At 59.2% G+C, this 22,471-nt stretch carries 18 protein-coding genes and 2 pseudogenes; 16 read left to right on the top strand and 4 right to left on the bottom strand.

Annotated features, from left to right (window positions below):
* Window positions 1–14 precede the first annotated feature (14 nt).
* The 10 genes from ACP7E6_RS20395 to ACP7E6_RS20350 all read left to right on the top strand — a co-directional run bounded on the left by ACP7E6_RS20395 (window position 15) and on the right by ACP7E6_RS20350 (window position 13,520).
* Window positions 15–2,528: a DNA translocase FtsK gene (locus ACP7E6_RS20395; protein WP_426231538.1), complete on the top strand. Its 2,514-nt coding sequence runs from the start codon at window positions 15–17 to the stop codon at window positions 2,526–2,528.
* A 437-nt stretch (window positions 2,529–2,965) separates the two neighbouring features.
* The gene (locus ACP7E6_RS20390; protein ID WP_426231537.1) at window positions 2,966–3,883 is read left to right on the top strand and encodes a DUF6929 family protein; all 918 of its coding nucleotides are present in this window, start codon (window positions 2,966–2,968) and stop codon (window positions 3,881–3,883) included.
* A 503-nt stretch (window positions 3,884–4,386) separates the two neighbouring features.
* Window positions 4,387–5,310, top strand: coding sequence for an SDR family NAD(P)-dependent oxidoreductase (locus tag ACP7E6_RS20385; RefSeq protein WP_426231536.1), 924 nt, complete (start codon window positions 4,387–4,389; stop codon window positions 5,308–5,310).
* Between the two features lie 205 nt (window positions 5,311–5,515).
* Complete coding sequence (locus tag ACP7E6_RS20380) at window positions 5,516–8,383, top strand: ATP-binding protein (protein ID WP_426231535.1); 2,868 nt, start codon at window positions 5,516–5,518, stop codon at window positions 8,381–8,383.
* Between the two features lie 135 nt (window positions 8,384–8,518).
* Window positions 8,519–9,523: a zinc-dependent alcohol dehydrogenase family protein gene (locus tag ACP7E6_RS20375; RefSeq protein WP_426231534.1), complete on the top strand. Its 1,005-nt coding sequence runs from the start codon at window positions 8,519–8,521 to the stop codon at window positions 9,521–9,523.
* A gap of 32 nt (window positions 9,524–9,555) precedes the next feature.
* Entirely contained in the window at window positions 9,556–9,855 is a 300-nt protein-coding gene (locus ACP7E6_RS20370) for a tautomerase family protein (protein WP_426231533.1), read from the top strand.
* 250 nt (window positions 9,856–10,105) lie between these two features.
* The gene (locus ACP7E6_RS20365) at window positions 10,106–10,930 is read left to right on the top strand and encodes an alpha/beta fold hydrolase (protein ID WP_426231755.1); all 825 of its coding nucleotides are present in this window, start codon (window positions 10,106–10,108) and stop codon (window positions 10,928–10,930) included.
* A 93-nt stretch (window positions 10,931–11,023) separates the two neighbouring features.
* Entirely contained in the window at window positions 11,024–11,989 is a 966-nt protein-coding gene (locus ACP7E6_RS20360; protein ID WP_426231532.1) for an MBL fold metallo-hydrolase, read from the top strand.
* Window positions 11,990–12,112: 123 nt separating this feature from the next.
* A complete protein-coding gene (locus ACP7E6_RS20355; RefSeq protein ID WP_426231531.1) occupies window positions 12,113–12,550 on the top strand; it encodes a DsrE family protein in 438 nt (145 codons plus the stop codon).
* A 124-nt stretch (window positions 12,551–12,674) separates the two neighbouring features.
* Complete coding sequence (locus ACP7E6_RS20350; protein ID WP_426231754.1) at window positions 12,675–13,520, top strand: SDR family NAD(P)-dependent oxidoreductase; 846 nt, start codon at window positions 12,675–12,677, stop codon at window positions 13,518–13,520.
* Here the strand turns inward: ACP7E6_RS20350 and ACP7E6_RS20345 are convergent.
* Window positions 13,517–14,446, bottom strand: a complete 930-nt coding sequence (locus ACP7E6_RS20345) for an AraC family transcriptional regulator (protein WP_426231530.1) — start codon at window positions 14,444–14,446, stop codon at window positions 13,517–13,519. The genes ACP7E6_RS20350 and ACP7E6_RS20345 overlap by 4 nt on opposite strands.
* A 102-nt stretch (window positions 14,447–14,548) precedes the next feature.
* Here ACP7E6_RS20345 and ACP7E6_RS20340 point away from each other — a divergent pair, with 102 nt between their 5' ends.
* From ACP7E6_RS20340 to ACP7E6_RS20330, 3 genes and pseudogenes are all read left to right on the top strand, one after another.
* Window positions 14,549–15,001, top strand: a complete 453-nt coding sequence (locus tag ACP7E6_RS20340; protein ID WP_426231529.1) for a nuclear transport factor 2 family protein — start codon at window positions 14,549–14,551, stop codon at window positions 14,999–15,001.
* The gene (locus ACP7E6_RS20335; RefSeq protein ID WP_426231528.1) at window positions 14,998–16,086 is read left to right on the top strand and encodes a Gfo/Idh/MocA family protein; all 1,089 of its coding nucleotides are present in this window, start codon (window positions 14,998–15,000) and stop codon (window positions 16,084–16,086) included. The genes ACP7E6_RS20340 and ACP7E6_RS20335 overlap by 4 nt, the downstream gene beginning before the upstream one ends.
* A pseudogene (locus ACP7E6_RS20330) lies at window positions 16,079–16,525 on the top strand (alcohol dehydrogenase catalytic domain-containing protein); the annotation flags it as partial. The gene ACP7E6_RS20335 and the pseudogene ACP7E6_RS20330, both read left to right, overlap by 8 nt.
* A 140-nt stretch (window positions 16,526–16,665) precedes the next feature.
* Here the strand turns inward: ACP7E6_RS20330 and istB are convergent.
* Together istB and istA are read right to left on the bottom strand one after the other, a co-directional pair.
* Window positions 16,666–17,400, bottom strand: a complete 735-nt coding sequence (gene istB / locus ACP7E6_RS20325; RefSeq protein WP_426231527.1) for an IS21-like element helper ATPase IstB — start codon at window positions 17,398–17,400, stop codon at window positions 16,666–16,668.
* A pseudogene (gene istA, locus ACP7E6_RS20320) lies at window positions 17,342–18,899 on the bottom strand (IS21 family transposase). The gene istB and the pseudogene istA overlap by 59 nt, the downstream one beginning before the upstream one ends.
* 61 nt (window positions 18,900–18,960) lie before the next feature.
* Between istA and ACP7E6_RS20315 the strand changes: the two are divergent.
* The 3 genes from ACP7E6_RS20315 (at window position 18,961) to ACP7E6_RS20305 (ending at window position 21,642) form a co-directional block, all read left to right on the top strand.
* The gene (locus ACP7E6_RS20315; protein WP_426231526.1) at window positions 18,961–19,482 is read left to right on the top strand and encodes a hypothetical protein; all 522 of its coding nucleotides are present in this window, start codon (window positions 18,961–18,963) and stop codon (window positions 19,480–19,482) included.
* Window positions 19,483–19,730: 248 nt separating this feature from the next.
* Window positions 19,731–20,537: a FadR/GntR family transcriptional regulator gene (locus ACP7E6_RS20310; protein WP_426231525.1), complete on the top strand. Its 807-nt coding sequence runs from the start codon at window positions 19,731–19,733 to the stop codon at window positions 20,535–20,537.
* A gap of 10 nt (window positions 20,538–20,547) precedes the next feature.
* Window positions 20,548–21,642, top strand: coding sequence for a glycoside hydrolase family 88 protein (locus ACP7E6_RS20305; protein ID WP_426231524.1), 1,095 nt, complete (start codon window positions 20,548–20,550; stop codon window positions 21,640–21,642).
* A 24-nt stretch (window positions 21,643–21,666) separates the two neighbouring features.
* On the opposite strand, the gene ACP7E6_RS20300 is transcribed toward ACP7E6_RS20305, so the two are convergent.
* Window positions 21,667–22,443, bottom strand: coding sequence for an SDR family oxidoreductase (locus ACP7E6_RS20300; RefSeq protein WP_426231523.1), 777 nt, complete (start codon window positions 22,441–22,443; stop codon window positions 21,667–21,669).
* Window positions 22,444–22,471: the final 28 nt, after the last annotated feature.

Here is a 22,471-nt window from a genome sequence, read left to right as displayed (position 1 = left end):
GTGAGCAGGTCCCTATGCGTCTTTCCCGAACCAACTTTTCGAACGGCTTCGATATCACTGGGGATCAGCCCGCAGATCCGGACAATCATTTGGGAAAAGCGGAGCCGCAACGCCGTATCTACGGTGCTCCTGCCGATGTGAAAAGCGCCGAAGGTCCCTTTGAGGCGGACACCGATGCGATGGCAGAAATCGAGGGGCGAGGGGAGGCACCCGTTTGGCAAAGCGCTTTTGTGCTTGGCCCGAACGTACGGTTCACCCGAACTCCGGAGAGTGTCTATTCGAAGCGGCCGGCCGGCGAGGCTGGGAAGGAAGCGGAAAAGATAGGCCCGGCTGAGCAACCGGTTATCGAAGTCGCGGAAACTGTCGCCGTAACCGAAGACCATTTACCGGTTATCGAACCTGTTCTTGACAAAACGCCGGTTGTTTCCGGCATTCAACTGCTTTCACTACGGCTCAGGCAGGAGCTTGATACATCGTTGATTCAACCAGCGGCGGTCGAATATGCGGGTCTTACCGATATTGACCTGGCGTGTTTTCCGGCCGGAGGAGAGCCTGTGGCCGAAGATCTGCCGGAAACGACGGTCAAACGGGGCGGATCCTTCCTGTACGTGTCGGACGAAGTGTTCTGGGACACCCTGGACTTGGAAGCCGATATCAACGCTCTGGCGCCGGTCATGCATTGGCAGCCTCCAGAGGTTGTTTCTCTCGCAGGTTCGGTAACGGAACTCTACCGCGAAATCGGTGTTAAGGCGGTCGATCGTCACGTTGCTGCAACGGTCAGCAGCAGGCCTGCGTCCATCGACACGCCTTTACCGATTGTCGAAGTAGAAATCCGGCCGGTTGTTGCCGAGGTCGCGAGCCCTGTCGAACCCGTGCGTATCGTTAAGCCGCCAGTGGCGGTTTCCAGACCGATCCGGGCAGTTCGGCCAGATACCTTTGTGGCCATACCGGAAATGACGACGGAGCCTGGTGCAGCCGAATATGTCTTTCCCCCGGTAGACCTCCTGCAGGAGCCGTCGGTTCAGGAAACTGCGGTAATCACCCAGGAAGCCCTGGAACAGAGTGCCGGCCTGCTCGAAAGCGTGCTTGAGGATTTTGGCGTCCGCGGCGAGATCATCGACGTCCGCCCAGGCCCCGTCGTTACGCTTTACGAATTCGAACCGGCGCCCGGTGTGAAATCCTCGCGTGTCATCGGTCTTTCCGATGATATCGCCCGCTCGATGTCGGCTCTGTCGGCGCGTGTTGCCGTTGTGCCAGGCCGCAATGTCATCGGTATCGAGTTGCCGAACCCGGTGCGTGAAACGGTGTATTTCCGCGAACTGATCGAGTCGGAGAACTACCAGGATACGCGTTTCAAGCTCGCGCTTTGCCTTGGCAAGACCATCGGCGGTGAACCGGTCATCGCCGAACTTGCAAAAATGCCGCATCTTCTCGTCGCCGGCACGACGGGCTCCGGTAAATCCGTCGCCATCAACACGATGATCCTGTCCTTGCTCTACCGGCTGAAGCCGGAGGAATGCCGGCTGATCATGGTTGACCCGAAAATGCTGGAATTGTCTGTCTATGACGGCATCCCGCATCTCCTGACGCCTGTCGTGACAGACCCGAAAAAGGCGGTGATGGCGTTGAAATGGGCCGTGCGGGAAATGGAAGACCGCTATCGCAAGATGTCGCGGCTCGGTGTGCGCAATATCGATGGCTATAACACGCGCGCCGCTTTGGCGCGCTCAAAGGGCGAAACGATCCTGTGCAGCGTCCAGACGGGCTTTGATCGCTCGACCGGCGAGCCAATCTTCGAACAAGAGGAAATGGATCTCGCACCAATGCCCTATATCGTCGTCATCGTCGATGAGATGGCCGATCTGATGATGGTTGCCGGCAAGGAGATCGAAGGCGCCATCCAGCGTCTGGCCCAGATGGCGCGAGCTGCCGGTATCCACCTGATCATGGCAACCCAACGCCCCTCGGTCGATGTCATCACCGGCACGATCAAGGCCAATTTCCCGACCCGGATTTCGTTCCAGGTCACGTCGAAGATCGACAGCCGTACCATTTTGGGCGAGCAGGGGGCCGAGCATCTGCTGGGGCAGGGGGACATGCTGCACATGGTGGGTGGCGGCCGGATCGCCCGTGTGCACGGGCCGTTCGTATCCGACGAGGAGGTCGAAAAGGTTGTCGCACATCTGAAGACGCAGGGGCGACCGGAATATCTCGGTACGGTGACAGAGGATGCCGAGGAAATCGATGGGCCGGCGGACGAAGACGCTGCGGTTTTCGACAAGGGCGCAATGGCGGAGGAAGACGGCAACGACCTCTACGACAAAGCCGTAAAGGTCGTACTGCGCGACAAGAAATGCTCGACATCCTATATCCAGCGGCGCCTTCAGATCGGTTACAACAGAGCCGCGTCGCTGGTCGAACGGATGGAGCGGGAGGGGCTGGTCGGATCGGCAAACCATGTCGGCAAGCGTTCGATCCTGTCAGCCGGCCGCGAAGTCGCAGAAATGCCCACTGGTGACGAGGAATAGATCGAGACGGGCCCGTGAGATGACGGCGGGGGAGGGGCATCGTGAATCCCGGTTCCGGACCGGTCTGCAGGATACGTTTTGTTCATGGGATAAGATTGCCAGTGGACAGGTGATATTTTGATCAGGAACGAGGGAAGATCGAGCTTCATGACGCCACGGCATGGGTGGAGCTCAATCCGTCAGCGATGCAGGAATTTCCGCCAGTGATGCCAGCACTGGTACAACAAGCGATAATGCAACATTATCAGTCGTTATGGCGCTGAGACGAGTGGTGCGGTTAGAGCACCATGTGACGCGTAAAGCGCTCATAACAGATTTGCATTTGAGACTGTTTTCGCCAAACCGACGGCCTTTGCGCCTCTGAGAAAATCGAAGTGTGCACGGTCTTCGGGGGAGGGGAGGTGGAGCTCCCCAGTTCAGCCTGCTAAGACACGGCAATGATCAGCCTGACCAAGATACGCGAGCTCATTATCAAGGCGCCCTCTACGAGGAGGAGGCCCTTGCACATCAGTGCGGCGAGCGGGCTCGTGTGTGTCGGTTCGACCCTGTACGTCGTCGCCGACGACGAGCTTCACCTGGGCGTGTTTTCGACAACCGAGCCTCAACCCGGCGATTTGATCCGCCTGTTTGATGGCGCGCTGCCAGACATTAAGGCTGAGCGGAAGCGGCGGAAACCTGACCTGGAGGCGCTTGTCCTCATTCCGCCCATCCGGAATTTTCCGCATGGCGCCCTCCTGGCCATTGGCTCGGGCTCAAGACCAAACCGTCGCCGTGGTGCCCTGCTCGGCCTCGACGCAAACGGCGCGGTCTGCGGTTCGCCTCGTGAACTGGATTTATCGCCCATCCTCGGTCCACTCAAAGACGCGTTCCCTGAACTCAACATCGAGGGCGCCGTTGTTTTTGGCGATGAGTTGCGCCTGTTCCAGCGCGGCAACAAGCAGCAGGCCGACAACGCCATCATCCGCTATCCGCTTTCGCGCGTTCTCGCTGCTTTGCAAAGATTAGGCGCCGATACCATCGTACCTTCGGCGATCCATCGGCTGGACCTCGGTTCGATCGGGGGCGTTCCCTTCAGCTTTACCGACGCAGCCGCTCTGCCCAACGGGGACATGGTGTTCTGCGCTGTCGCGGAAGATACCGAAGATGCCTATCGCGATGGACCCTGCATCGCAGCTGGCATCGGCATTGCCGACAACAATGGGCACATTGTCTCCTTCCAGCACCTTGACCGGCCGTACAAGGTAGAGGGCATCAACGCCCGGCAGGACGGCGATCGACTGAATCTACTGCTTGTCACCGATGCCGACGACCCCGGAATGCCGGCAGCGCTGTTTTCCACTTCTATCCCGAAGTAGCTGTGGTCCCTTGAACTGTGCCAAGCGGTTTCGCTGAGACCAATGTGGGGCTGGCATACTCCGAAGCCGCGCCGGCTACGCCTGCTAGGGTTAAACGGCCAGCGGCGACTGTCTCACCGGTTAATGTCCTATCGGCTGGAGCGGAAATCACTTCGCGCCACCATTCCGGTCCTTCATACCACGCGCTGTCTACCTGGAAGGAGTCAGTCTGATGTTACCGGCATGTCTCAGTCACCTTGATGGTGACTGAGTGCTCGCTCACATTCTGACCGTCGTTTAATATTCGGAAGATTTGCCACGGCTCGCTTCCCGTCGATCGGGCGATGCAATCCGGCGCATCGTGTTGCCTGCCCTTCGGTGGTTTGATAGTTTGGCGGTCTGCAAGGCAAGGTATATCTCTGACATCGCCCTGATCCTCGAGTGCCGATCATAGCGACGATCAAATTCTTGGGGGCAGATTGCAAGTAGTTCAAGAACCACTGCTGACCGGGTTCGGGGCCGCCATGTCGGCTATGGAGGTAGTGCGCGACGCGGACCTAACGGGACGAGTTGCTGTAGTAACTGGTGGTTCGTCCGGTCTCGGGCTTGAGGCGGTCCGCGCGTTGGCATCGTCCGGGGCGCGCGTACATGTTCCCGCTCTCGACCCTGTCGCTGCCCGCGCGGCGTTGAGCGGAACCGACAATGTCGATGTGTGGTCCCTTGATCTTGCGGACGAGGCATCAGTTAAAGTTTTCGCGAACGCTTTCCTCGACCGATGGGGTCGGATCGACATTCTCGTTCTCAACGCGGGCATAATGGCGCAGCCGCTTTTCCGTGATACGCGTGGACATGAGGGCCATTTCGCAATCAATTTCCTAGGACACTATCAGCTCACGGCGCTGCTGTGGCCAGCGTTGGTGGCCGCCCGGACATCGCGAGTAGTCATCCTGTCATCCCGGGGACACCAAATATCCGATGTCGATTTCGAGGATATCGATTTCGTTCGACGTCCCTATAATAAGTGGATGGCTTATGGTCAATCCAAGACAGCGAACGCCCTCTACGCGGTGGCGCTTGACAGGCGTGGCCGCGCGAATGGAGTTCGCGCATTTTCTGTTCATCCGGGGATGATCGTCACACCGGGAATCCGGCATCTATCCCGATCCGAGTTCGACGCTGTCGGCGCGCTCGAGCCAGACGGGTCTCCGGTGATCAATCCGGTTGCGGACAAAAAAACACCCGGGCAGGGCGCAGCTACGACGGTCTGGTGCGCAACCTCCCCACTTTTGAATTCTCTAGGAGGAGTATACTGCGAGAACTGCGACATCGCGTCCGTCGAGACCGAAAGCCCCTTCGGGGTGCGCCCTTATGCGATTGACCCGGAGAGGGCCGAAAGGTTGTGGCGTAAGAGCGCCATGATCACGGATTTAGATATTGAAATAACTTGAAGCATAATGATGCCTTTCAGCGACCGACGACGGCACGACACGGACTGATATCGCCAGGAGAAGATGGGTGGCCCGCTAATTGTTGCCACAAGTTTCTCGAGTTAGCATTCTATGCGTTATCATTCTCCGACCCGACAGGATCGAATATGATGCGCCGCGTTACTGGCCGCGAGCTGACACCGCTTTTCTTTAAGGGCCGATCAGGATGGAAGGGCAGGCATTTCCAAACGCAACGGGGGCGCCGGATGTTGCGACATCCTTCGGCGATTTCCGGCTGTACCCGGGACGTCACCTCCTAGTCAGAGACCAGGAGCCGGTACCCATCGGGTCGCGAGCGCTCGACATCCTCATCGCGCTGACGGAACGGCCTGGCGAGCTCCTGACGAAAGACGAACTGATCGCGCGCGCCTGGCCGAACACGATAGTCGAGGAATCGAACCTCAGAGCGCAGATCGCCGTGCTTCGGAGGGCGCTCAGCGAAGACCAATCCACGGCGCGCTACATTGCCGCCGTCCCTGCGCGGGGCTATCGGTTCATTGCGCCAATTTCCCGCTCGGAACTCCCGAACGGGGCTACCGAGGATGCAGCGCCGAATAGCCTTCCACGGCAACTGACGCGACCGATCGGAAGGGAGGAGGCAATCGAAATCCTTGAAGGACGGGTTCAACGGTCTCGTCTTGTCTCCATTGTAGGTCCCGGCGGCATCGGAAAGACAACGGTCGGCATCCGTGTGGCGGAAGAGCTATCTTCATCGTATGAGCATGGCGTGTGCTTTCTGGATCTGGCACCGCTTCGGGATCCTTCGTCGCTTCCGTCCGTCCTGGCATCACAGCTTCGGCTCCCGGAGATCACGGGCGATCCTGTTTCCCTGTTGACCGCGCACCTGCGCGACAAGCGTATGCTTCTGGTGTTCGACAGTTGCGAACTCGTTCTCGACGCCGCTGCAGGACTGGCGGAGATCCTGCTCCGGGAGGCTCCGGCTATCGGCATTCTGGCTACCAGCCGAGAGGCATTGCGGGTGGAGGGGGAGAGCGTCTACAGGCTTCCCGCACTCGATATGCCCCCGCTTGGCTCGGGTCTTACGGCTTCCGATGCTCTGGCATTTCCCGCCATCCGCCTTTTTGTGGACCGAGCAACTTCGTCCGGAAGTGAGTTCACGTTCGACGACGACGAAGCTCCGATCGTCAGCCACATATGCCGTCAGCTCGACGGAATTGCCCTGGCAATCGAGCTCGCTGCCGGTCGGGTCGAGGCGTTTGGCACCCGAGGAATAGCGGAGCTTTTAAATGATCGGTTACGATTGCTGACTGGTGGCAGGCGCACCGCTCTTCCACGTCACCAGACGCTGGCTGCCATGATTGACTGGAGCTACGGTGCGCTTTCGCGCGAGGAGCAGGCGGTGTTGCGAGGGCTCGCCGTGTTCGCTGGTGAATTCGGGCGCGAGGCCGCCGCAGCCGTTGCTTTCGATGCGCTCGCAAACGAACGCGATGTACCGGGGCAACTCGCGCAACTCGTGGCGAAGTCCCTTTTAGCTGTTGATACGCACGGCAAGGCGGCACGATACCGGTTGCTCGATACGACACGTGCCTTCGCTGCAAGCAAATTGCAGGAAGAAGGGGAGGTAAGCCTCGCCGTCCAGCGTCTTGCGAGATATCTGTGCGAGACCCTCGAGCATTCGGCAGAGGAAGTGGAAACCCTGTCAAGCGAGGACTGGCTGCTCAAGTACGGGTCACAAATCAACAACGTCCGCTACGTTCTCGACTGGGCGTACGCCGACAACGGCGACGCCGACGTAGGGGTCGCCGTAACTGTTTCGGCAATTCCGCTCTGGTATCAATTGTCGCTGGTCGATGAGTGCTTGACGTGTGTGCGCCGCGCACTGCTTGCCATCGATCCAGGGGAAAAGCGGGATGGGCGCGCCCGTCAGGTCATGCAGCTCTATAGGGCGCTCGGTCTCTCGCAGGCCTTCAAGGTCGGGTTCGCGCCACAGGCTCCTGCCGCGTTCGCAAAGGCACTGGAGATAGCCGAAGAGCTGGGCGACGTCGACGCGCAGGCAGAAGCCCTGTGGGGCTTGTGGATCGCGCAGGTGGGTATGGGCGAGTATCGGGCATCGCGCGATAATGCCGATCGGTTCGTGAGGCTTGCTCGTAACGGCCTCGACAGGTTCATCGGCGACCGCATGCTGAGCATGACGCTCTTCTGTATGGGAGATTTCCGGGGTGCCCGTCGCCACGCCGATCTCATGCTGGAGCACGATATCTCGACCGAGCTTCCCCCTGGCGGGTTCGTCCGGTTCAGATTTGGTCAGTCCGTTTCGGCGCGAATACAGCCCGCTCAGCTCCTGTGGATGCAGGGATTCCCCGATCAGGCCGTGCGCGCCGCCGATGCCGCCGTGGAGGCGGCACGCACCTCCGGCCACGCAATTTCGCTTTGCGAAGCATTGGCCCGGTGGTCATGTCCAATCCTGGTTCATGTCGGGGATCTCGCGGCGGCTGATTTCGCGATCACAGAACTGCTTGATTTGGCCAAACTGAACGGCCTGGGTCCGTGGGAGGTATTCGGCCGCTGCTGGAAAGCGGCCCTGCTGATCCAGCGGGGACATCCCGAAAGAGGTGTTCCGCTTCTCCGCAGCGGACTGGCGGAACTGCGGCAGGTCAAGCTTTTCAACCTCTACAACGTCAGATTTGTCTGCTTCCTGGCCGAGGGCCTCGCCTCGCTCGGCGAGCACGCCGAAGCGCGCGCCCAAGTGGAGGCGGCCATTGCCGCAAGCGAGCATAAGGAGGAACTCTGGTATATTACAGAGCTCTATCGTTTGAGAGGTGAAATCCTTGCGAAGTGCGGACATGGCGACGAAGCCGAGCAATGCTATCTCCATTCCTTGGAGCTGGCGCGACAGCAGGACGCACTTTCCCTGGAATTGAGAGCGGCCGTTAGCCTTTCTCAATCGGTTTTGGGGCGCGGCGACAGAGCTGGAGCGCGCGAGCTTCTGGCCACGGTCTATGAACGTTTCAGCGAAGGTCTCGATACCGCAGACCTGCGCGCGGCGAAGGCGATACTGGCCGAACTGTCCTGATCCAGACTTTCCGTTCCGCGGACGCCCGCTTGACCGTCACACAAGAATTCACCGCGATTCACTGGCTGGTGACCGCCGTGTTCTGTCATCTTGTGCCCGTTGCCGGATTGTCGGCAACGCACAAAGGGCAGACCGATGATGACCACCATGCCTACAGAAATGGACGCACTCGTCCTCACCGAGACGAACTCGGACCTTGTCCGTTCCCGCATGGTCTGCCCGGCTCCCGCGGCGGGGGAGGTTCTCGTCCGCGTCAAGGCGAGCAGCGTCAACCCGCTCGATCTCAAGATCAAGAGCGGACAGGCCCCGCACGCCCGCCATCCGTTGCCCGCAATCCTCGGAATGGACCTGGCCGGAGTCGTCGAGGCAGTCGGCCCGGGCGTTACGTCCTTCAAGCCGCAGGACGAGGTCTTCGGCTTGACAGGCGGCGTTGGAGGCCTTCAGGGCTCACTGGCGACCTTCGTTTCTGTCGATGCCGATCTGCTGGCACCCAAGCCAAACAATCTAACCATGCGCGAGGCCGCCGCACTGCCGCTGGTGTTCATTACGGCCTGGGAAGGGCTGGTCGATCGCGCTGCCGTCCAGGCACGGCAAAAGGTGCTCGTACTCGGTGCTGGCGGCGTCGGTCATGTAGCAATCCAAATCGCACGCGCCTTCGGAGCTCAGGTCTTCGCCGTGGACAAAGCGTCGAAGCAGAGGCAGATCGAAGAGCTGTGTGCGACGGCGATAGACCGCCATCAGACTACCGTCGAGGAGTACGTGAAGGACCACACGGGGGGACGCGGCTTCGATGTCGTCTATGATACCGTCGGCGGGGCAGGGATTGATGCCGCATTCAACGCCGTGAGCAGATTCGGCCACGTGGTCAGTTGCCTTGGATGGGGCACCCACTCGCTCGGACCGCTCTCCTTCCGGGCCGCAAGCTACTCGGGCGTGTTCACGCTCCTGCCCATCCTGACCGGAGAAGGCCGCGCCCACCACGGCTCAATCCTGCGCGAGGCAAAACGCCTTGCCGAAGCCGGAAAGATCACTCCTCTCCTCGACCCACGCCGCTTCAGCTTCGAGACCGTTTCGGCAGCCTATGCCGAAGTCGAAAGTCGCACCGCCAGCGGAAAGATCGTCATCGACGTCGCCGACTAGGTGGGCGTCTCACACCAGCCAAGGAGAAAGCTATGCCATTCGTAAACGTAAAGCTCGTCGACGGCGTCTTCACGCCAGAGGAAAAACACGCCATGGCCAAGGCGCTGACCGATGTCATGGTCAAATTCGAAGGATCGGAAGCCTTCCGCGAGGTCGTCTGGGTACTGATCGAGGAACTGCACACGGATGGCTGGCACATCGGAGGAAGGCCGTTCGAGGGGCCGAAGTCCTTGATGACCACGCTTTCGAAATCGAAAGAAATCATCGAGACGATCGACGGTGATCCGACCACGCGCAAAGAGTGGGCTGCGGCCGCGCCAGTCGTTGGCTGACCGCCCTGCATTTGAGCCTGGGCAAACACAGAAAGCCGGACGGAAGACCTCCACCCGCACAGAGCCATCCGGCCGAAAAAGGGACAGGACCATGACTTCGAGAGAACATTTTCCGATACCCGCTGTGACAAGACGGGAGGTTTTGATGGGAACGGCCGCCACGGCACTGGTCGCGCTGCCGATGCAGGCACTTGCGGCCACGGCCTCTTCAAATCCGATCAATGCAAACATCGAAACCGGGAGTGAGATCATGAGCAGCATCACGACGAAAGACGGTGCGCAGATTTTCTACAAGGACTGGGGTTCCGGTCAGCCAATCGTATTCCATCATGGCTGGCCACTCAGCGCCGACGATTGGGACAACCAGATGCTGTTTTTCCTGGGTAAGGGGTTCCGTGTCATAGCACACGACCGCCGGGGCCATGGCCGCTCAAGCCAGACATCCGGTGGCAACGACATGGATACGTATGCGGCCGACGTCGCGGCTCTGGCCGATGCTCTCGATCTTCGCGACGCCATTCATATCGGCCATTCGACGGGCGGCGGCGAAGTCACAAGATATGTGGCAAGACATGGGAAGGGCCGGGTCGCGAAAGCGGTTCTCATTTCCGCAATCCCTCCGGTCATGGTCAAGTCGGACAAGAATCCGGGCGGGCTTCCGATCGAGGTGTTCGACGGCTACCGGGCGGCATTAGCCGCGAACCGCGCGCAGCTCTACCTCGATATCGCAAGCGGGCCGTTCTATGGCTTCAGTCGCCCCGGTGCGACCGTCTCGGAGGGTACCATCCGCAACTGGTGGCGTCAGGGCATGATGGGCGGCGCGAATGCACATTACGAGTGCATCAAGGTCTTCTCGGAGACCGACTTCACGGAGGACCTTAAGGTTATCGATGTGCCTGTGCTCGTGATGCACGGCAGCGACGACCAGGTGGTTCCCATCGCCGACTCCGCGGAGCTATCGGTGAAGTTGCTCAAGAACGGGAAGCTCAAAGTGTACGACGGCTACCCCCACGGAATGTTCACGACGCACGCCGACGTGATCAACGCTGATCTTTTGGCCTTCATCAAGGCCTGATGGCCGGGCGGGCCGTAGCGCCCGCCCTCGACCTCTCCAACTCCAGTTCGAAAGCTGTCGGCTCGTTCGAGACCGGCTGCGGAAAGGTATGTCATGAAATCCGAACACATGCTCTCGCGCCGTGGGTTTTGCCTCTGCTGCATTGGTGCGGCGGGATTTGCCGCAACGGGAGGATGGTTGAGCCCCCGCGATGCCTATGCGGAGGCGCGCGGCCTGGTAAGCCTCATAAAGGACAGCGCCGCCAAGTCCACCATCTCCACCCACAAGCTGAGGAATGGCATTACCATCCTCGAAGGGTCGGGTGGCAACATCGCCGTGTTGGGCGGCAAGGACGGCCTCGTCATGGTGGACGCCGGGATCAGTGTCTCGCAGAAACAGATGACCAAGGCGATATCCGACATCTCGCCGGATCCCGTGTCCCACTTGATCAACACGCATTGGCACTTCGATCACGCGGATGGAAACCCCTGGATAGGCTCCAGCGGTGCAAAGATCATCGCGCATGAGAACACCCGCAACTACCTTTCGCAGGTCCAACGCGTAGAGGACTGGGATTACAATTTTCTACCGCTGGCGCCAAGCGGCGTCCCCCAGCATGTGTTCTCGAAGGAGCATACGCTCAAACTCAATGGTAACACACTCGCTCTGAAATATTACGGCCCGGCCCACACCGACGGCGATATCTTCGTGATGTTCGGCGAGGCGGATGTCCTCCATGTGGGCGATACATACTGGAACGGCATCTATCCGTTCATCGATCACTCGACAGGCGGAAGTATCGACGGAATGATCGCTGCCTCTGAAGCGAACCTCGCCGCGTCCACCGAGAAGACCATCATCATTCCTGGACATGGAAACCCGGTGAGCAATCGCGCCGAGTTGCGTGACTTCCGTGACATGCTGGTTGCCATCCGCGAGAACGTGGCCAAGCTGAAACGGCAGGGACGGTCGCTTGATGAGACGGTCGAGGCAAAGCCCACGGCTGCGTTTGACGAGAAGTGGGGCCAGTTCGTGATTGATCCCGCCTTCTTCACGAGGCTCGTCTACGCCGGCGTCTAGGGTGCACCGATCTCACGAAACCCTTTCGGCGCGCTCCTCCCACCGCTCCCTCGCGCGCCTCCGGGGCACCGCCAGTTGGCGTCCCGGATCTATTCGCAACCATTACTCTCGAAGGAGACGAACATGCCGGATAAAAAAAGCGAGCTCGTAATCGATATCCCTGTCGAATTGCGAGAAGTGAAGTCAGTCCACAGCATCGGAGGCCTGGAGTTCGAGGGCGACCTGCCTGCGGCTCTGTTCCATCTCCAGTTGATCACGACCGATATAGCGAACTGGAAGGCTGCTTCTGAAGTGATCGTGGTGTTCCACACCAATGCCGGCCACGTCACGCTAGGCGATGAGGCCTACAATGCGTCGCGGAACATCGCCACTGGCAACCCCTACAAAAAGCTGGTCGCGGACCTCATCGACATCGGCGTCAAAGTCGAGCTTTGCGGAGCGACTGCGAAGGTGAACGGATGGGGCAACGCAGATCTTCTGCCCCGCATCAAGATCAATCTCGACGCCATGGCGCGGACGATCCAGCTCGTCCAGCAAGGATTCGTCAAGATCACCGAGTGACCTTCCGGTTCCCTGTCCTGCCAAGAAACGAACATCCAAGGACGGTGCCATGCTCCAACTGCCATTTGGTTTCCATTCAACGGCCTCGGATGTCGTGCAGGGCATTGATCTCCATGGAAAGACAATGATCGTGACCGGAGGCGCAAGCGGGATCGGCACCGAGACGACGGCAGCTCTTGCCGCCGCCGGTGCGTCCGTTGTCATCGCCGCGCGTCGTCCGGAGGCGGCCGAAGTCGTCGCCCGAGACCTCAGGATCAGGTCCGCGAACACCGATATCACGGTGCGGCCGCTGGATCTGTCCGATCTCCGTTCCGTAAGTCAGTTCGTCGACGGCTGGGAAGGTCCGATTGACGCGCTCATCAACAACGCGGGTATCATGGCGTTGCCGGAGCTTCAACGAACGGCCGAAGGATTGGAGATGCAGTTCGCTACGAACTTCCTCGGGCACTTCGCCCTGACGCTCGGCCTCCGCCGATCGCTCGCCATGGCCAAACACGCGCGGGTCGTGTCCGTGAGTTCCAGTGGCAGCTTGTTCGGCCCGGTATTCTGGGGCGACCCGCACTTCCGCTTCATCCCTTACGATCCACTGCTAGCCTACGCTCAGTCGAAAACCGCCTGCACCCTCCTGTCCGTTGGCATCGCCTATCAATTGGCCGACGACGGGATAGTTTCGAACGCGCTTAACCCCGGAGCTATTGCGACCAATCTACAGCGTCATACTGGCGGACTGCGAACACCCGAACATCTCCGCAAAACGCTCGAGGAAGGCGCGGCGACTTCCGTGCTCCTGGCAGCTTCCCCTTTGGTGGGGGGAACGAGCGGGCGATATTTCGAGGACTGCGCCGAGGCTCCCGTGGTTGAAAGTCGGCCGGAGCAGCGGTTGGAGGGCGTCGCCGGATATGCCCTCGACACAGCCAACGCTCAAAGGCTTTGGGATATGTCGCTTCGTCTCCTCGATCAAGGACGCTAGTCAGCGCGGCTCGCAGGTTCATTCACGCGCTTGAACATGCCCGGCGTATATCCGGTTACTCGCTTGAACACCTTATTGAATGCGGCATCAGATGCATATCCGGTCTTGTGGGCGATCTCCGATATCGGCGCTGGGGATGTGAGGAGAAGCGCCGAAGCGCAGTAGACACGCCATGAGGTCATGTACTCCAGCGGAGTTTGGCCAAGAACGTTTCTGAAACGCGCCGCGAAAGCGGACCGCGACATGCCTGCCGTTCTGGCAAGGGCATCGACGGTCCAGTCCTTTGCGGGATCGGCATGGATCGCCTCGATAGCGGATTTTAGCCGGACATCCGATGCAGCGGCCAACCAACCGCGCTTCTGGTGCCTGTCATCGCCCACGTAGGCGCGGAGCGCATGGATAAACAGAAGCTCGAATAGTCGGGCCACCGCTGCGTCTGCGCCCAGACCAGGAACGGAGGTTTCAAGTGCAAGCATGTTCAGGATGGTCGCGAAACCCTCCGTCCGTCCAACGCCTTTTGTTAGATGCAGAAACGGCGGAAGCACGTCGAGGACGTAATTGCGCCCGAGCGGCTCCATCTCGAAGGACCCGCTGATGAATGTCGTCGTGGCTCCGCCGCCGCCGAACTTAATACCGTCGCCCACGCGGGCTAGCTCGACGTCGACGCAATCGATGAGCACCGAACGTTCGTCGTCGAAAATCTGGTACGCGGCATCCGCCAGCAGGATGAAGACGTCACCGCTTTCCAACCGCGTGGGCAGGGCCTGGTCGGGCGTGGTCAATACAGCCGAGCCGCTCACGACATGTACGAACTTCACCACAGGCTCGCCGGGGGAAACTATCCCCCACGGTGCGCTGGCCTCCAGGCGAGTGAACTTCGCCCCTCTGATGCGGGGGGCAGTGAAGATTTTCGAAAGCGCGTCCATGTCACCTCGTCAGAGTTGGACGATCCGACAACAATCCGAGACTAACCGATCTCAAACGTCCGGAACCGACGACTTATGTAGACACCCTAACGGAGATTGCAAATGCAGAACGACACAGAGGTATTCGAAGAAATCGGGTTTCAGAAGGCCCGGTATTGCCGATACATCGACACCAAACGCTGGGATGAGTTCGGGAAGCTGTTCTCGACCGAGCCAGAAGTCCGGTTCATGGGCCCTGAAGGAAACACAGTCGGCGCGTTCAATTCTGTCGCCGATTTCGTCGCGGTAACCGCCCGCTTCCTTGAGGGCGCCCGTACGATCCACCAAGTCCACAACGCTGAACTGGAACGAGTGTCTGCCCACCAGGTCACGGCGATCTGGTCCATGGAGGATTACCTCGTCTTCCCGGTGGAAGACGAAACGCGTCCGGCCAGCATGCATGGCTACGGACACTACCACGAAACGTGGGAGCTGGCGGATGGACAGTGGCGCATTGCGAAGCTCGCCCTCCGTCGCACCATTCTTGAAATCAAGCCCAAGGAGCGCATCCAATGACCACCCAAGCATCAATCAGAGTTGGCATCATCGGGGTACACCCCGACCGTGGCTGGGCATCTACCGCCCATGTTCCCGCTCTTCAGGAACTGCCGCAGTTCAGGCTTTCGGTTCTAAGCCACAGCCGGACTGAAGTCGCACAGGCAGCGGCACAGAAGTTCGGGTTCGACCACGCTGTCTCATCAACCGAGGAGCTCGTGAACCACCCCGAAGTGGATCTCGTCGTCGTTACAGTCAGGGTCCCGGAACACCTCCAGCTTGTGACCGCCGCCCTGGATGCGGGGAAATCAGTGTTCTCCGAATGGCCTCTCGGCATGAACGTCAGCGATGCGGAAGCCATGAACGAGCTTGCCGCTGCCAGGGGTGTCTCGACGATGATCGGTCTCCAGACCCGCGCCAACCCGGCCATCAGGCACATTCGGCAGCTCGTCGGCGACGGGTATGTTGGCGAGGTTCTCTCGGCCTCCGTTATCGGCTCCGGGATCACCTGGGGCGAGGAAATCGAGGAAGCCTTCCGGTACACCCTGGATCCATCCAAGGGGGCGAGCATGCTGCACGTGCCGTTCGCGCATACAATGGACGCTCTTGGGTTCGCGCTGGGCTCTGAGTTCCTCAGCGTTTCAGGGACGCTCGCAACTCGGCGGCCCACCATCAGAATAGTGGAGGGTCGCGAGGTTGTTCCGCTCATTGTCGCAGACCAGATCGCCTTTAGCGGTAGGCTTGAATCGGGCGCTTTTGTGACAAGCCATTTCCGCGGTGGCCTGTCGCGCGCGACGAATTTCCATATGGAGATCAACGGAAGCAAAGGAGACTTGCTCCTGACCAGCCCGGTCGGCTACGTGGGCGTTGGCGGGTTCAACCTTTCTGGTGCGCAAGCGGGCGAGAACCTGCATCCAATACCCGTTCCAGGCGACTTCGGGCCGGATGAGAATGTCCTGATTGGCAACGTTAAGAAACTTTACGAACTCTTTGCCTCCGACAAAATGTCCGGCACGCGCCAAAGCCCGACGTTCGAAAGCGCCGTCAACCTGCATCGGCTGATCAATGCGGTCGAACAGAGCGGTGGGGGTTGGCGCGATGTTTGAGAAGATGCGTGCGTTGGTGCTGGACACCCCCGGCGGACCTGAAGTCTTGCAGGTGCGGGACATACCCAAGCCGAAAATCGAGAGACCTCAGGATGCTCTCATCAAAGTCGTCGCTGCCGGGATTAATCCGGCCGATTGGCAGAATAGAAAGAGTGGACAGAGGCCCGATCCAGATGCAGACGCCGGATCGCCGACGACCCTTGGCATCGACGGCGTTGGCGTCGTTGAGGATATCGGCGACGCTGTCGACAACGTGGCGATTGGAGACGAAGTTTGGTACATCGATGGCGGCTATCCTGGGAACCCGGGCAGCTACGCGGAGTACAAGGTGATACAGGGGGCTTACCTCTCGCGAAAGCCGAAGAACCTCGATTTCGTGCAGGCTGCCGCGCTCCCTGTGGTCGGCCTGACCGCGTGGGAAGCCGTCTTCGACAAGGGGTGTCAATCAGCACCGAACATTGACCCCTTTTGCTTATCCAATTTTGACCCCCCATATGCTGTAGATCAGCGCTTGGCCTGCCCGGCGCTGGCCGGGGTTGCAGAGGGTAGGCCAAGTGCGGGTGATGTCGTTCTTGGGCTTTAGCTTTGAGAGCGGTTCTTGAAGCGCCAGGATTCGTTTCCGGTCTCGACGATCTCGCAATGATGGGTCAGGCGGTCGAGGAGCGCCGTCGTCATCTTGGCATCGCCGAACACTGACGGCCATTCACCGAAGGCGAGGTTCGTCGTGACGATGATCGAGGTGCGCTCGTAGAGCCTACTGATCAGGTGGAACAGGAGTTGGCCTCCGGCTTGGGCGAAGGGCAGATAGCCGAGTTCATCGAGGATGATAAAGTCAAGGCGATTGAGATAGTCCGCCGTTCGTCCCTGCTTTCCGCTGCGCGTTTCCGTTTCCAGGCGGTTGACCAGATCGACGACATTGAAGAAGCGGCCGCGTGTTCCGTTGCGGATGAGAGCACGGGCAATCGCAATGGCCAGGTGGCTCTTACCTGTTCCAGTGCCGCCGACGAGAACGACATTGCGCTGATCGGCGACGAATGTGCCGGTAGCCAGCTCCCGCACCAGGGATTCATTCACAGGTGTATCGGTGAAGTCGAAGTCATCAATGTCCTTGGCAAGCGGCAGCTTGGCGATGCTGAGCTGGTAGCGAATGGAGCGTGCCTGCTTCTCGGCGATCTCCGACTGCAGGAGGTCACCGACGATGCGCGGCGGTTCGTGTTGCCGTTTGATGCCATTGCCCATGACCTCGTCGTAGGCACTACGCATGCCAAAGAGCTTGAGCGTGCTCATCAGTTCGAGAACCTGTGTGCGTTCCATCAGCTTGCCCTCCTGAGCCTGTCATAGCGGGCGCAGTCGGCGACCGGCTCATGGGTCAATCGAAGCGCATCCGGGGTTTGAAGAGTTGCCGCTGGAGCCGGATCACGGCTGCGGGCCAGAATGTTGATGATCACCGAGGCCGAGCAGACGCCGTGATCCAGCGCCTCTTGGCAGGCAGCATCGACAGCCACCAGACCATCGGTCGGAACGCATGCAAGGATAGTGACCATTTGCCGATCACCGTCATGGACTGACTTCAGGCGCTTGCGGACCTTCTCCATTGCCGCTGGCAACGCCCAGTCCCTGAACGGTGCGCCGTTACGAAGAGCACCGGGTTTACGAGCCAGAACAGGCACATAATGCCAAGGATTGTAGGCTGTCTCGCCCCGGCCAAAGCAACGCTGATGCTCTCCGACATTCACCCCGTCCTGCCGGATGACGATCCGGTCGGCATAGGCATGAACCTCGACAGGCCGGCCGACGGCAGTCGAGAGAACTGAGTATTTGTTGTTGTCGAAACGGACCGTGCAGGTCTTCGACACCGAGGCCGAGACGCTGTGGAAGCCGTCGAACGGCCCGACGTAATGCACGAGGCTGCCGCGTTCCTCCTCGAACACCTGCCAGATCATTCGCTCGGTCTGCTCGGGATGGCGGTGCGCCTTGGCGTAAGCGATACATTTGTCGAGCAGCCAGACATTCAGCTCCTCCAGGCTTTTGACCCGGAGGCGCGGTGTGAAGAAGCGCTCTCGAACCAAGCCGACCTGGTTCTCGACCTGTCCCTTCTCCCATCCGGATGCAGGCGTGCAGGCGACCGGCTGGACGAGATAGTGGCTGCACATCTGCAGGAAACGGCGGTTATATTGCCGCTCCTTGCCGACGAACACAGTCTCGACCGCGGTCTTCATGTTGTCGTAGATGCCGCGCGTGCAGGTGCCTCGGAAAAAGTCGAATGCCTTGTCGTGCGCATCGAACACCATCTCCTGGCTCTCACGCATATAGGCTCGTGCAAACATCATCCGGCTGTGGCAGAGCCGGACATGAGCGACCTTCACAGTCGTCGTCACCCCGTTGATCAGAATGATCTCGTGACTCCAGTCGAACTGGTAGGCCTCGCCTGGCGCGTAATAGAGCGGAACATAGGCCTCGGCCGTTACAGCTCCTCGCTTCCTTGCCCAGGCCTTGGCATAGCGGCGAACGGTATCGTAGCTGCCGTCGTAACCGAGTGCCCGGACCTCCTCGTAAATCCTGATCAGCGTCAGCCGTTCGCGCGACGCCTTGCCTTCGTTGGCGATGAGGAATTGTTCGACGTCACCCTTCCAGGCTCCCATTCTCGGCAACGGCTGATGTTCTCGCTTGTAGGCAAACTCCGTCGCATCAGAGCGCAGAATTTTGCGGACCGTATTGCGCGAAACGTTCAGCTCTCTGGTGATCTTCTTCACCGACCAGCCCTGAACATGGAAGGCTCGTCGGACACGGGCAATCGTATCCACTCTCTTCAACTCCCCACTCCATCCGCTGCCAAAAGCCGGATGGTCGGATGAAATCCAAGGGGGGTCAAAATTGGATAAGTATTACCCCGCCAGAGGGGTCAACATTCCATGCTTAAACACACTCAGCGGCGGTGACGAGTTTGAAATCAAATTGACAACTGCCGAACTACTTGGTTCCCGAAGCGACAACGGCCAGCCTGTTTTCTGGAGGAACAGGTGTGGAAAGGGTCTCATATACGTTCTTTGTGCTCCCTTAGAGGCAGAACTGGTCGCGCACCCGATGGAATTTTCAGATCAAAACCCCGTCTGGCAAATCTACAGAAAGCTGGGGGATCATCTGGTGCGCCGGCCTCTTGCAGCCATAGAGGAACCCAGGGTCGCGGTAACAGAACATTCGCTTCCGGATGGATCGACCATTATCGCCCTGTTAAATCACCACAGCGACGCGTTAAATGTCGAGGTGAAACTCAACGCACCGGCAACAATCCTCCCTCTCAGAGGCGCATTTTCTTCACAATCGACAACTGCATTTAGAACGGACATCGATGCTATGGATGGAGTGCTCTTTCACGTCAAAACTTGCATCGATTAATGGGAGCGATTAAAACGCTTAATTGCTGCAGCCGCTCGGTCACTGGCCTTATGGGCATTCAAGCACCTCTGTAACTGAACAGGCGGTGCAGTCGCGTTGAGACCGAGAAACTCAAACGGTCTGCATCTCATTATTTGTGGCCCGCAGCTGCCGAAGGGCAGCAAAACTTCACTTAGGTAGATAGCCTCTTGTTTCACACTCTCGCCAGCGTTAGTATGTTTATCAGATAAACTACTGGGTGTTGGATCATGTCTAATATTGTAAAGCCAATCTTTGGCGGTCGACGTAGTGAGAGCTTAGCCGGCGTCATCGAGGTAAGAGGCGTCTTGGGGGAGGCGGTCTCTGAACTTGGAACCCAAATCGTCGGCGGCACGTGGTTACCCGGCGAAGCCATCTCCAAAGAATCCGATCTTTGCGATGAGATGGGAGTTAGTAGATCGGTGATCCGCGAGGCATTTCGCATCCTGGGCGCAAAGGGTTTGATCCGTAGCCGTACTTCTGATGGAACAAGAGTCCAGCCCCGCAGCGAATGGCGCCTTCTCGATCCCGACGTCATGGACTGGCGGATCAAGGCGGGGGACACTAATTCTCTCTTGCATGACCTATTGAAGGTGCGGCTGGTTCTCGAACCAGGCGTGGTGCACGCGGCGACGTTGATGGCGTCGGAAGAAGCCAGAGTCCGGGTTCGTCGTGCATGGGAAGTGAAGGTGCATGTCTACACCACCCCCGATCCAGATTATGCCGAGCGTCGCCGACGCTTTATTCTCGCTGATCTCGAGTTCCACCGGGCCTTTTTGGCATCGGTGCAGTCCGACCTCTTGTCGCAGTTGTTCGCGGTGATCGAGGCGGCGCTCGGCCTTCTTCTGGACATGCAAATGAGTGCCCGGGGATACACGACCCAGATGATCGGTATGGAAGAAAGCCAAGCGTTGCACGAAGCAGTCTATGTCGAGTTCGAACGTCGCGACCCGGTGGCCGCTGAGGCGGCAATGCGCCGGCTCATCGAACGGGCAATCAGCGACGCGCATGATGGTTTCAAGCAAAGAGCCCCCTGAGGAAGATGAGATGAACGACGTAAAGCTGACCGACACCTTAATCGGTGCAGTCGCCGCACGCCTCGGCGCGCATGATTTTAAATGCTGGTTCTACGGCGATTCCGTAGGTTTCGAAGGGCTGATTGCCGCATCCGATATGCTGGGGAGCCCGGGTTGGTTCAACTTCAGCCACGGATTTTTCCGGGCGTGGGCAACGCGCATGTTGCCCTTCAGGCCTGACGATAACACGGCCCCTGGTCATGCGATGTGTGTTGTGGTGGAGCGCACCGGAGATGCTGTCTTGCGGGATGCCGTTATTGCCTTGGCCCGCGATTTGCGTGCGCGGCGCAAGGTGGGGTCCGTCTCGGTGACGTTCGAGGACTCTCTTCGATCTCTACGCCTCCCCTATGGTGGCGTGCAACTTTCGGAGGCGGAAGCTGAGCAGATGAAGTCTCCCGGACCAGGGATTTGGCTCGATTGCATGCATTTCGACCCGCCCTTCTTTGCGCATCTCGACAAAATCGATCCGGGTCAAGGTTGGTCCGAGACAGCGGTGTCGGAAATTCTTGGCTATCGCGATTTGCTGCTTGATCCTTCGACGGGTCTTTATAACCATTTTTGGCTTGAAAAGGCGCAGCACTCCTACACTCAAGGATGGGGTCGTGGGCAGGGCTGGGCCCTTCTAGGTCTGATCGACGTGGCAGAACACCTGCCAGAGGGAATCTCTGGGGCCACCGACGTTCGCGAAGAAGCTCTGCGCCTTGCACGTCGGATGCTGGATTACCAACTGCCAGACGGCAACTGGCACTGCATGGTGCACGAAGCCGAAAGTGGGCCTGAAAGCTCTACCGCCGCCTTCATGGCGACGGCTTTTTTTCGAGGTATGCGCCTTGGCCTGTTGCCGAGTGAGGAATTTACGAATGCGGCTGAACGCGCCTATCGCGCAATGGAGGCTAATCTGGATGCCGAGGGTAATTTGCTCGGGGTATCGGCGGCCGTGATGTCGGCATTGGTACAACAGCATTACTGGCACGTCCCTTTGGACCGGATCGTGCCATGGGGGCAAGGCCCCGCGCTGACGGCTGCGGCTGCTCGCCGGCGGTGGCAAGCGCAGAGCGACGGTTAGCCAGCCGAATTAGAGTGGGCGGGGTTATTCGTACATCCGGATGCTGACCCCGCCGTCTATCACGATATTCTCCCCGATCATGAACCGCGCCTCGTTAGATGCCAGAAGCACGGCGACAGCGGCCACCTCTTCAGGCTTGCAAAGCCTACCTGGTGGTTGTTTCGCCTCGGTCTCAGCCCGCGCTCTAGCCGGGTCTGGGTGGCGGTCAAAATCGTCCTGCGCAATCTGCGTGTCGGTATAGCCAGGTGAGATGGCATTCACAGAAATGCCCCGGTCTGCATATTGGAGCCCCAGTGATCGGGTCAGCCCTAGGAGGGCGTGCTTGGCGACCGGATAAGGGAAGGTGTCTTTGATAACCGTAAAGGCATGATTAGAAATGATATTGATGATGGCGCCGTCTCGATTTGTTAGCATGTCAGTCAGAACCGCTCGCGCGCAGTGCCAGGCGCCCTCCAAGTCCACGGACATGCACCGAGTCCAGTCGGCAGGGGTCATCTCAAGCGGCTCCCTGAACACTGCTATTCCGGCATTGTTGACCAAGACATTGGCGGGGCCGAGTTGGTTCCGGGTAGCGTCGACCATCGCCACCACGGACACTGGATCGGCAACGTCGCATCGATGTGCAATCACCTTCACCCCTGTCTTTTGCGCAATATCAAGAGCGGTTGCTCTGCCTTGACCTTCGTCCACGTCGGCGATCATCACTAATGCTCCTTCGCGTGCGAACCGAAGAGCAACAGCAGCGCCAATTCCTCTACCACCGCCGGTCACAATCGCGGTTTTTCCCTGCAGTCTACCCATTTTCCATCCTTTACGGCTCTTGCCTTTG

The sequence above is a fragment of the Pararhizobium sp. DWP3-4 genome (assembly GCF_049898205.1).
Classification (GTDB): domain Bacteria; phylum Pseudomonadota; class Alphaproteobacteria; order Rhizobiales; family Rhizobiaceae; genus Pararhizobium.
The sequence above is the reverse complement of the archived record's forward strand: the minus strand, read 5'-3'. Positions and strand labels throughout refer to the sequence as shown.

Bases quoted from the DNA above. Each gene is read 5' to 3' on its own strand.
- ACP7E6_RS20360 (WP_426231532.1), top strand. From the start codon at position 11,024: ATGAAATCCGAACACATGCTCTCGCGCCGTGGGTTTTGCCTCTGCTGC.
- ACP7E6_RS20350 (WP_426231754.1), top strand. From the start codon at position 12,675: ATGATCGTGACCGGAGGCGCAAGCGGGATCGGCACCGAGACGACGGCA.
- ACP7E6_RS20375 (WP_426231534.1), top strand. From the start codon at position 8,519: ATGATGACCACCATGCCTACAGAAATGGACGCACTCGTCCTCACCGAG.
- ACP7E6_RS20385 (WP_426231536.1), top strand. From the start codon at position 4,387: ATGTCGGCTATGGAGGTAGTGCGCGACGCGGACCTAACGGGACGAGTT.
- istB (WP_426231527.1), bottom strand. From the start codon at position 17,400: ATGGAACGCACACAGGTTCTCGAACTGATGAGCACGCTCAAGCTCTTT.
- ACP7E6_RS20390 (WP_426231537.1), top strand. From the start codon at position 2,966: ATGATCAGCCTGACCAAGATACGCGAGCTCATTATCAAGGCGCCCTCT.
- ACP7E6_RS20370 (WP_426231533.1), top strand. From the start codon at position 9,556: ATGCCATTCGTAAACGTAAAGCTCGTCGACGGCGTCTTCACGCCAGAG.
- ACP7E6_RS20300 (WP_426231523.1), bottom strand. From the start codon at position 22,443: ATGGGTAGACTGCAGGGAAAAACCGCGATTGTGACCGGCGGTGGTAGA.
- ACP7E6_RS20345 (WP_426231530.1), bottom strand. From the start codon at position 14,446: ATGGACGCGCTTTCGAAAATCTTCACTGCCCCCCGCATCAGAGGGGCG.
- ACP7E6_RS20305 (WP_426231524.1), top strand. From the start codon at position 20,548: ATGAACGACGTAAAGCTGACCGACACCTTAATCGGTGCAGTCGCCGCA.
- ACP7E6_RS20365 (WP_426231755.1), top strand. From the start codon at position 10,106: ATGAGCAGCATCACGACGAAAGACGGTGCGCAGATTTTCTACAAGGAC.
- ACP7E6_RS20380 (WP_426231535.1), top strand. From the start codon at position 5,516: ATGGAAGGGCAGGCATTTCCAAACGCAACGGGGGCGCCGGATGTTGCG.
- ACP7E6_RS20355 (WP_426231531.1), top strand. From the start codon at position 12,113: ATGCCGGATAAAAAAAGCGAGCTCGTAATCGATATCCCTGTCGAATTG.
- ACP7E6_RS20335 (WP_426231528.1), top strand. From the start codon at position 14,998: ATGACCACCCAAGCATCAATCAGAGTTGGCATCATCGGGGTACACCCC.
- ACP7E6_RS20395 (WP_426231538.1), top strand. From the start codon at position 15: ATGCGTCTTTCCCGAACCAACTTTTCGAACGGCTTCGATATCACTGGG.
- ACP7E6_RS20340 (WP_426231529.1), top strand. From the start codon at position 14,549: ATGCAGAACGACACAGAGGTATTCGAAGAAATCGGGTTTCAGAAGGCC.
- ACP7E6_RS20310 (WP_426231525.1), top strand. From the start codon at position 19,731: ATGTCTAATATTGTAAAGCCAATCTTTGGCGGTCGACGTAGTGAGAGC.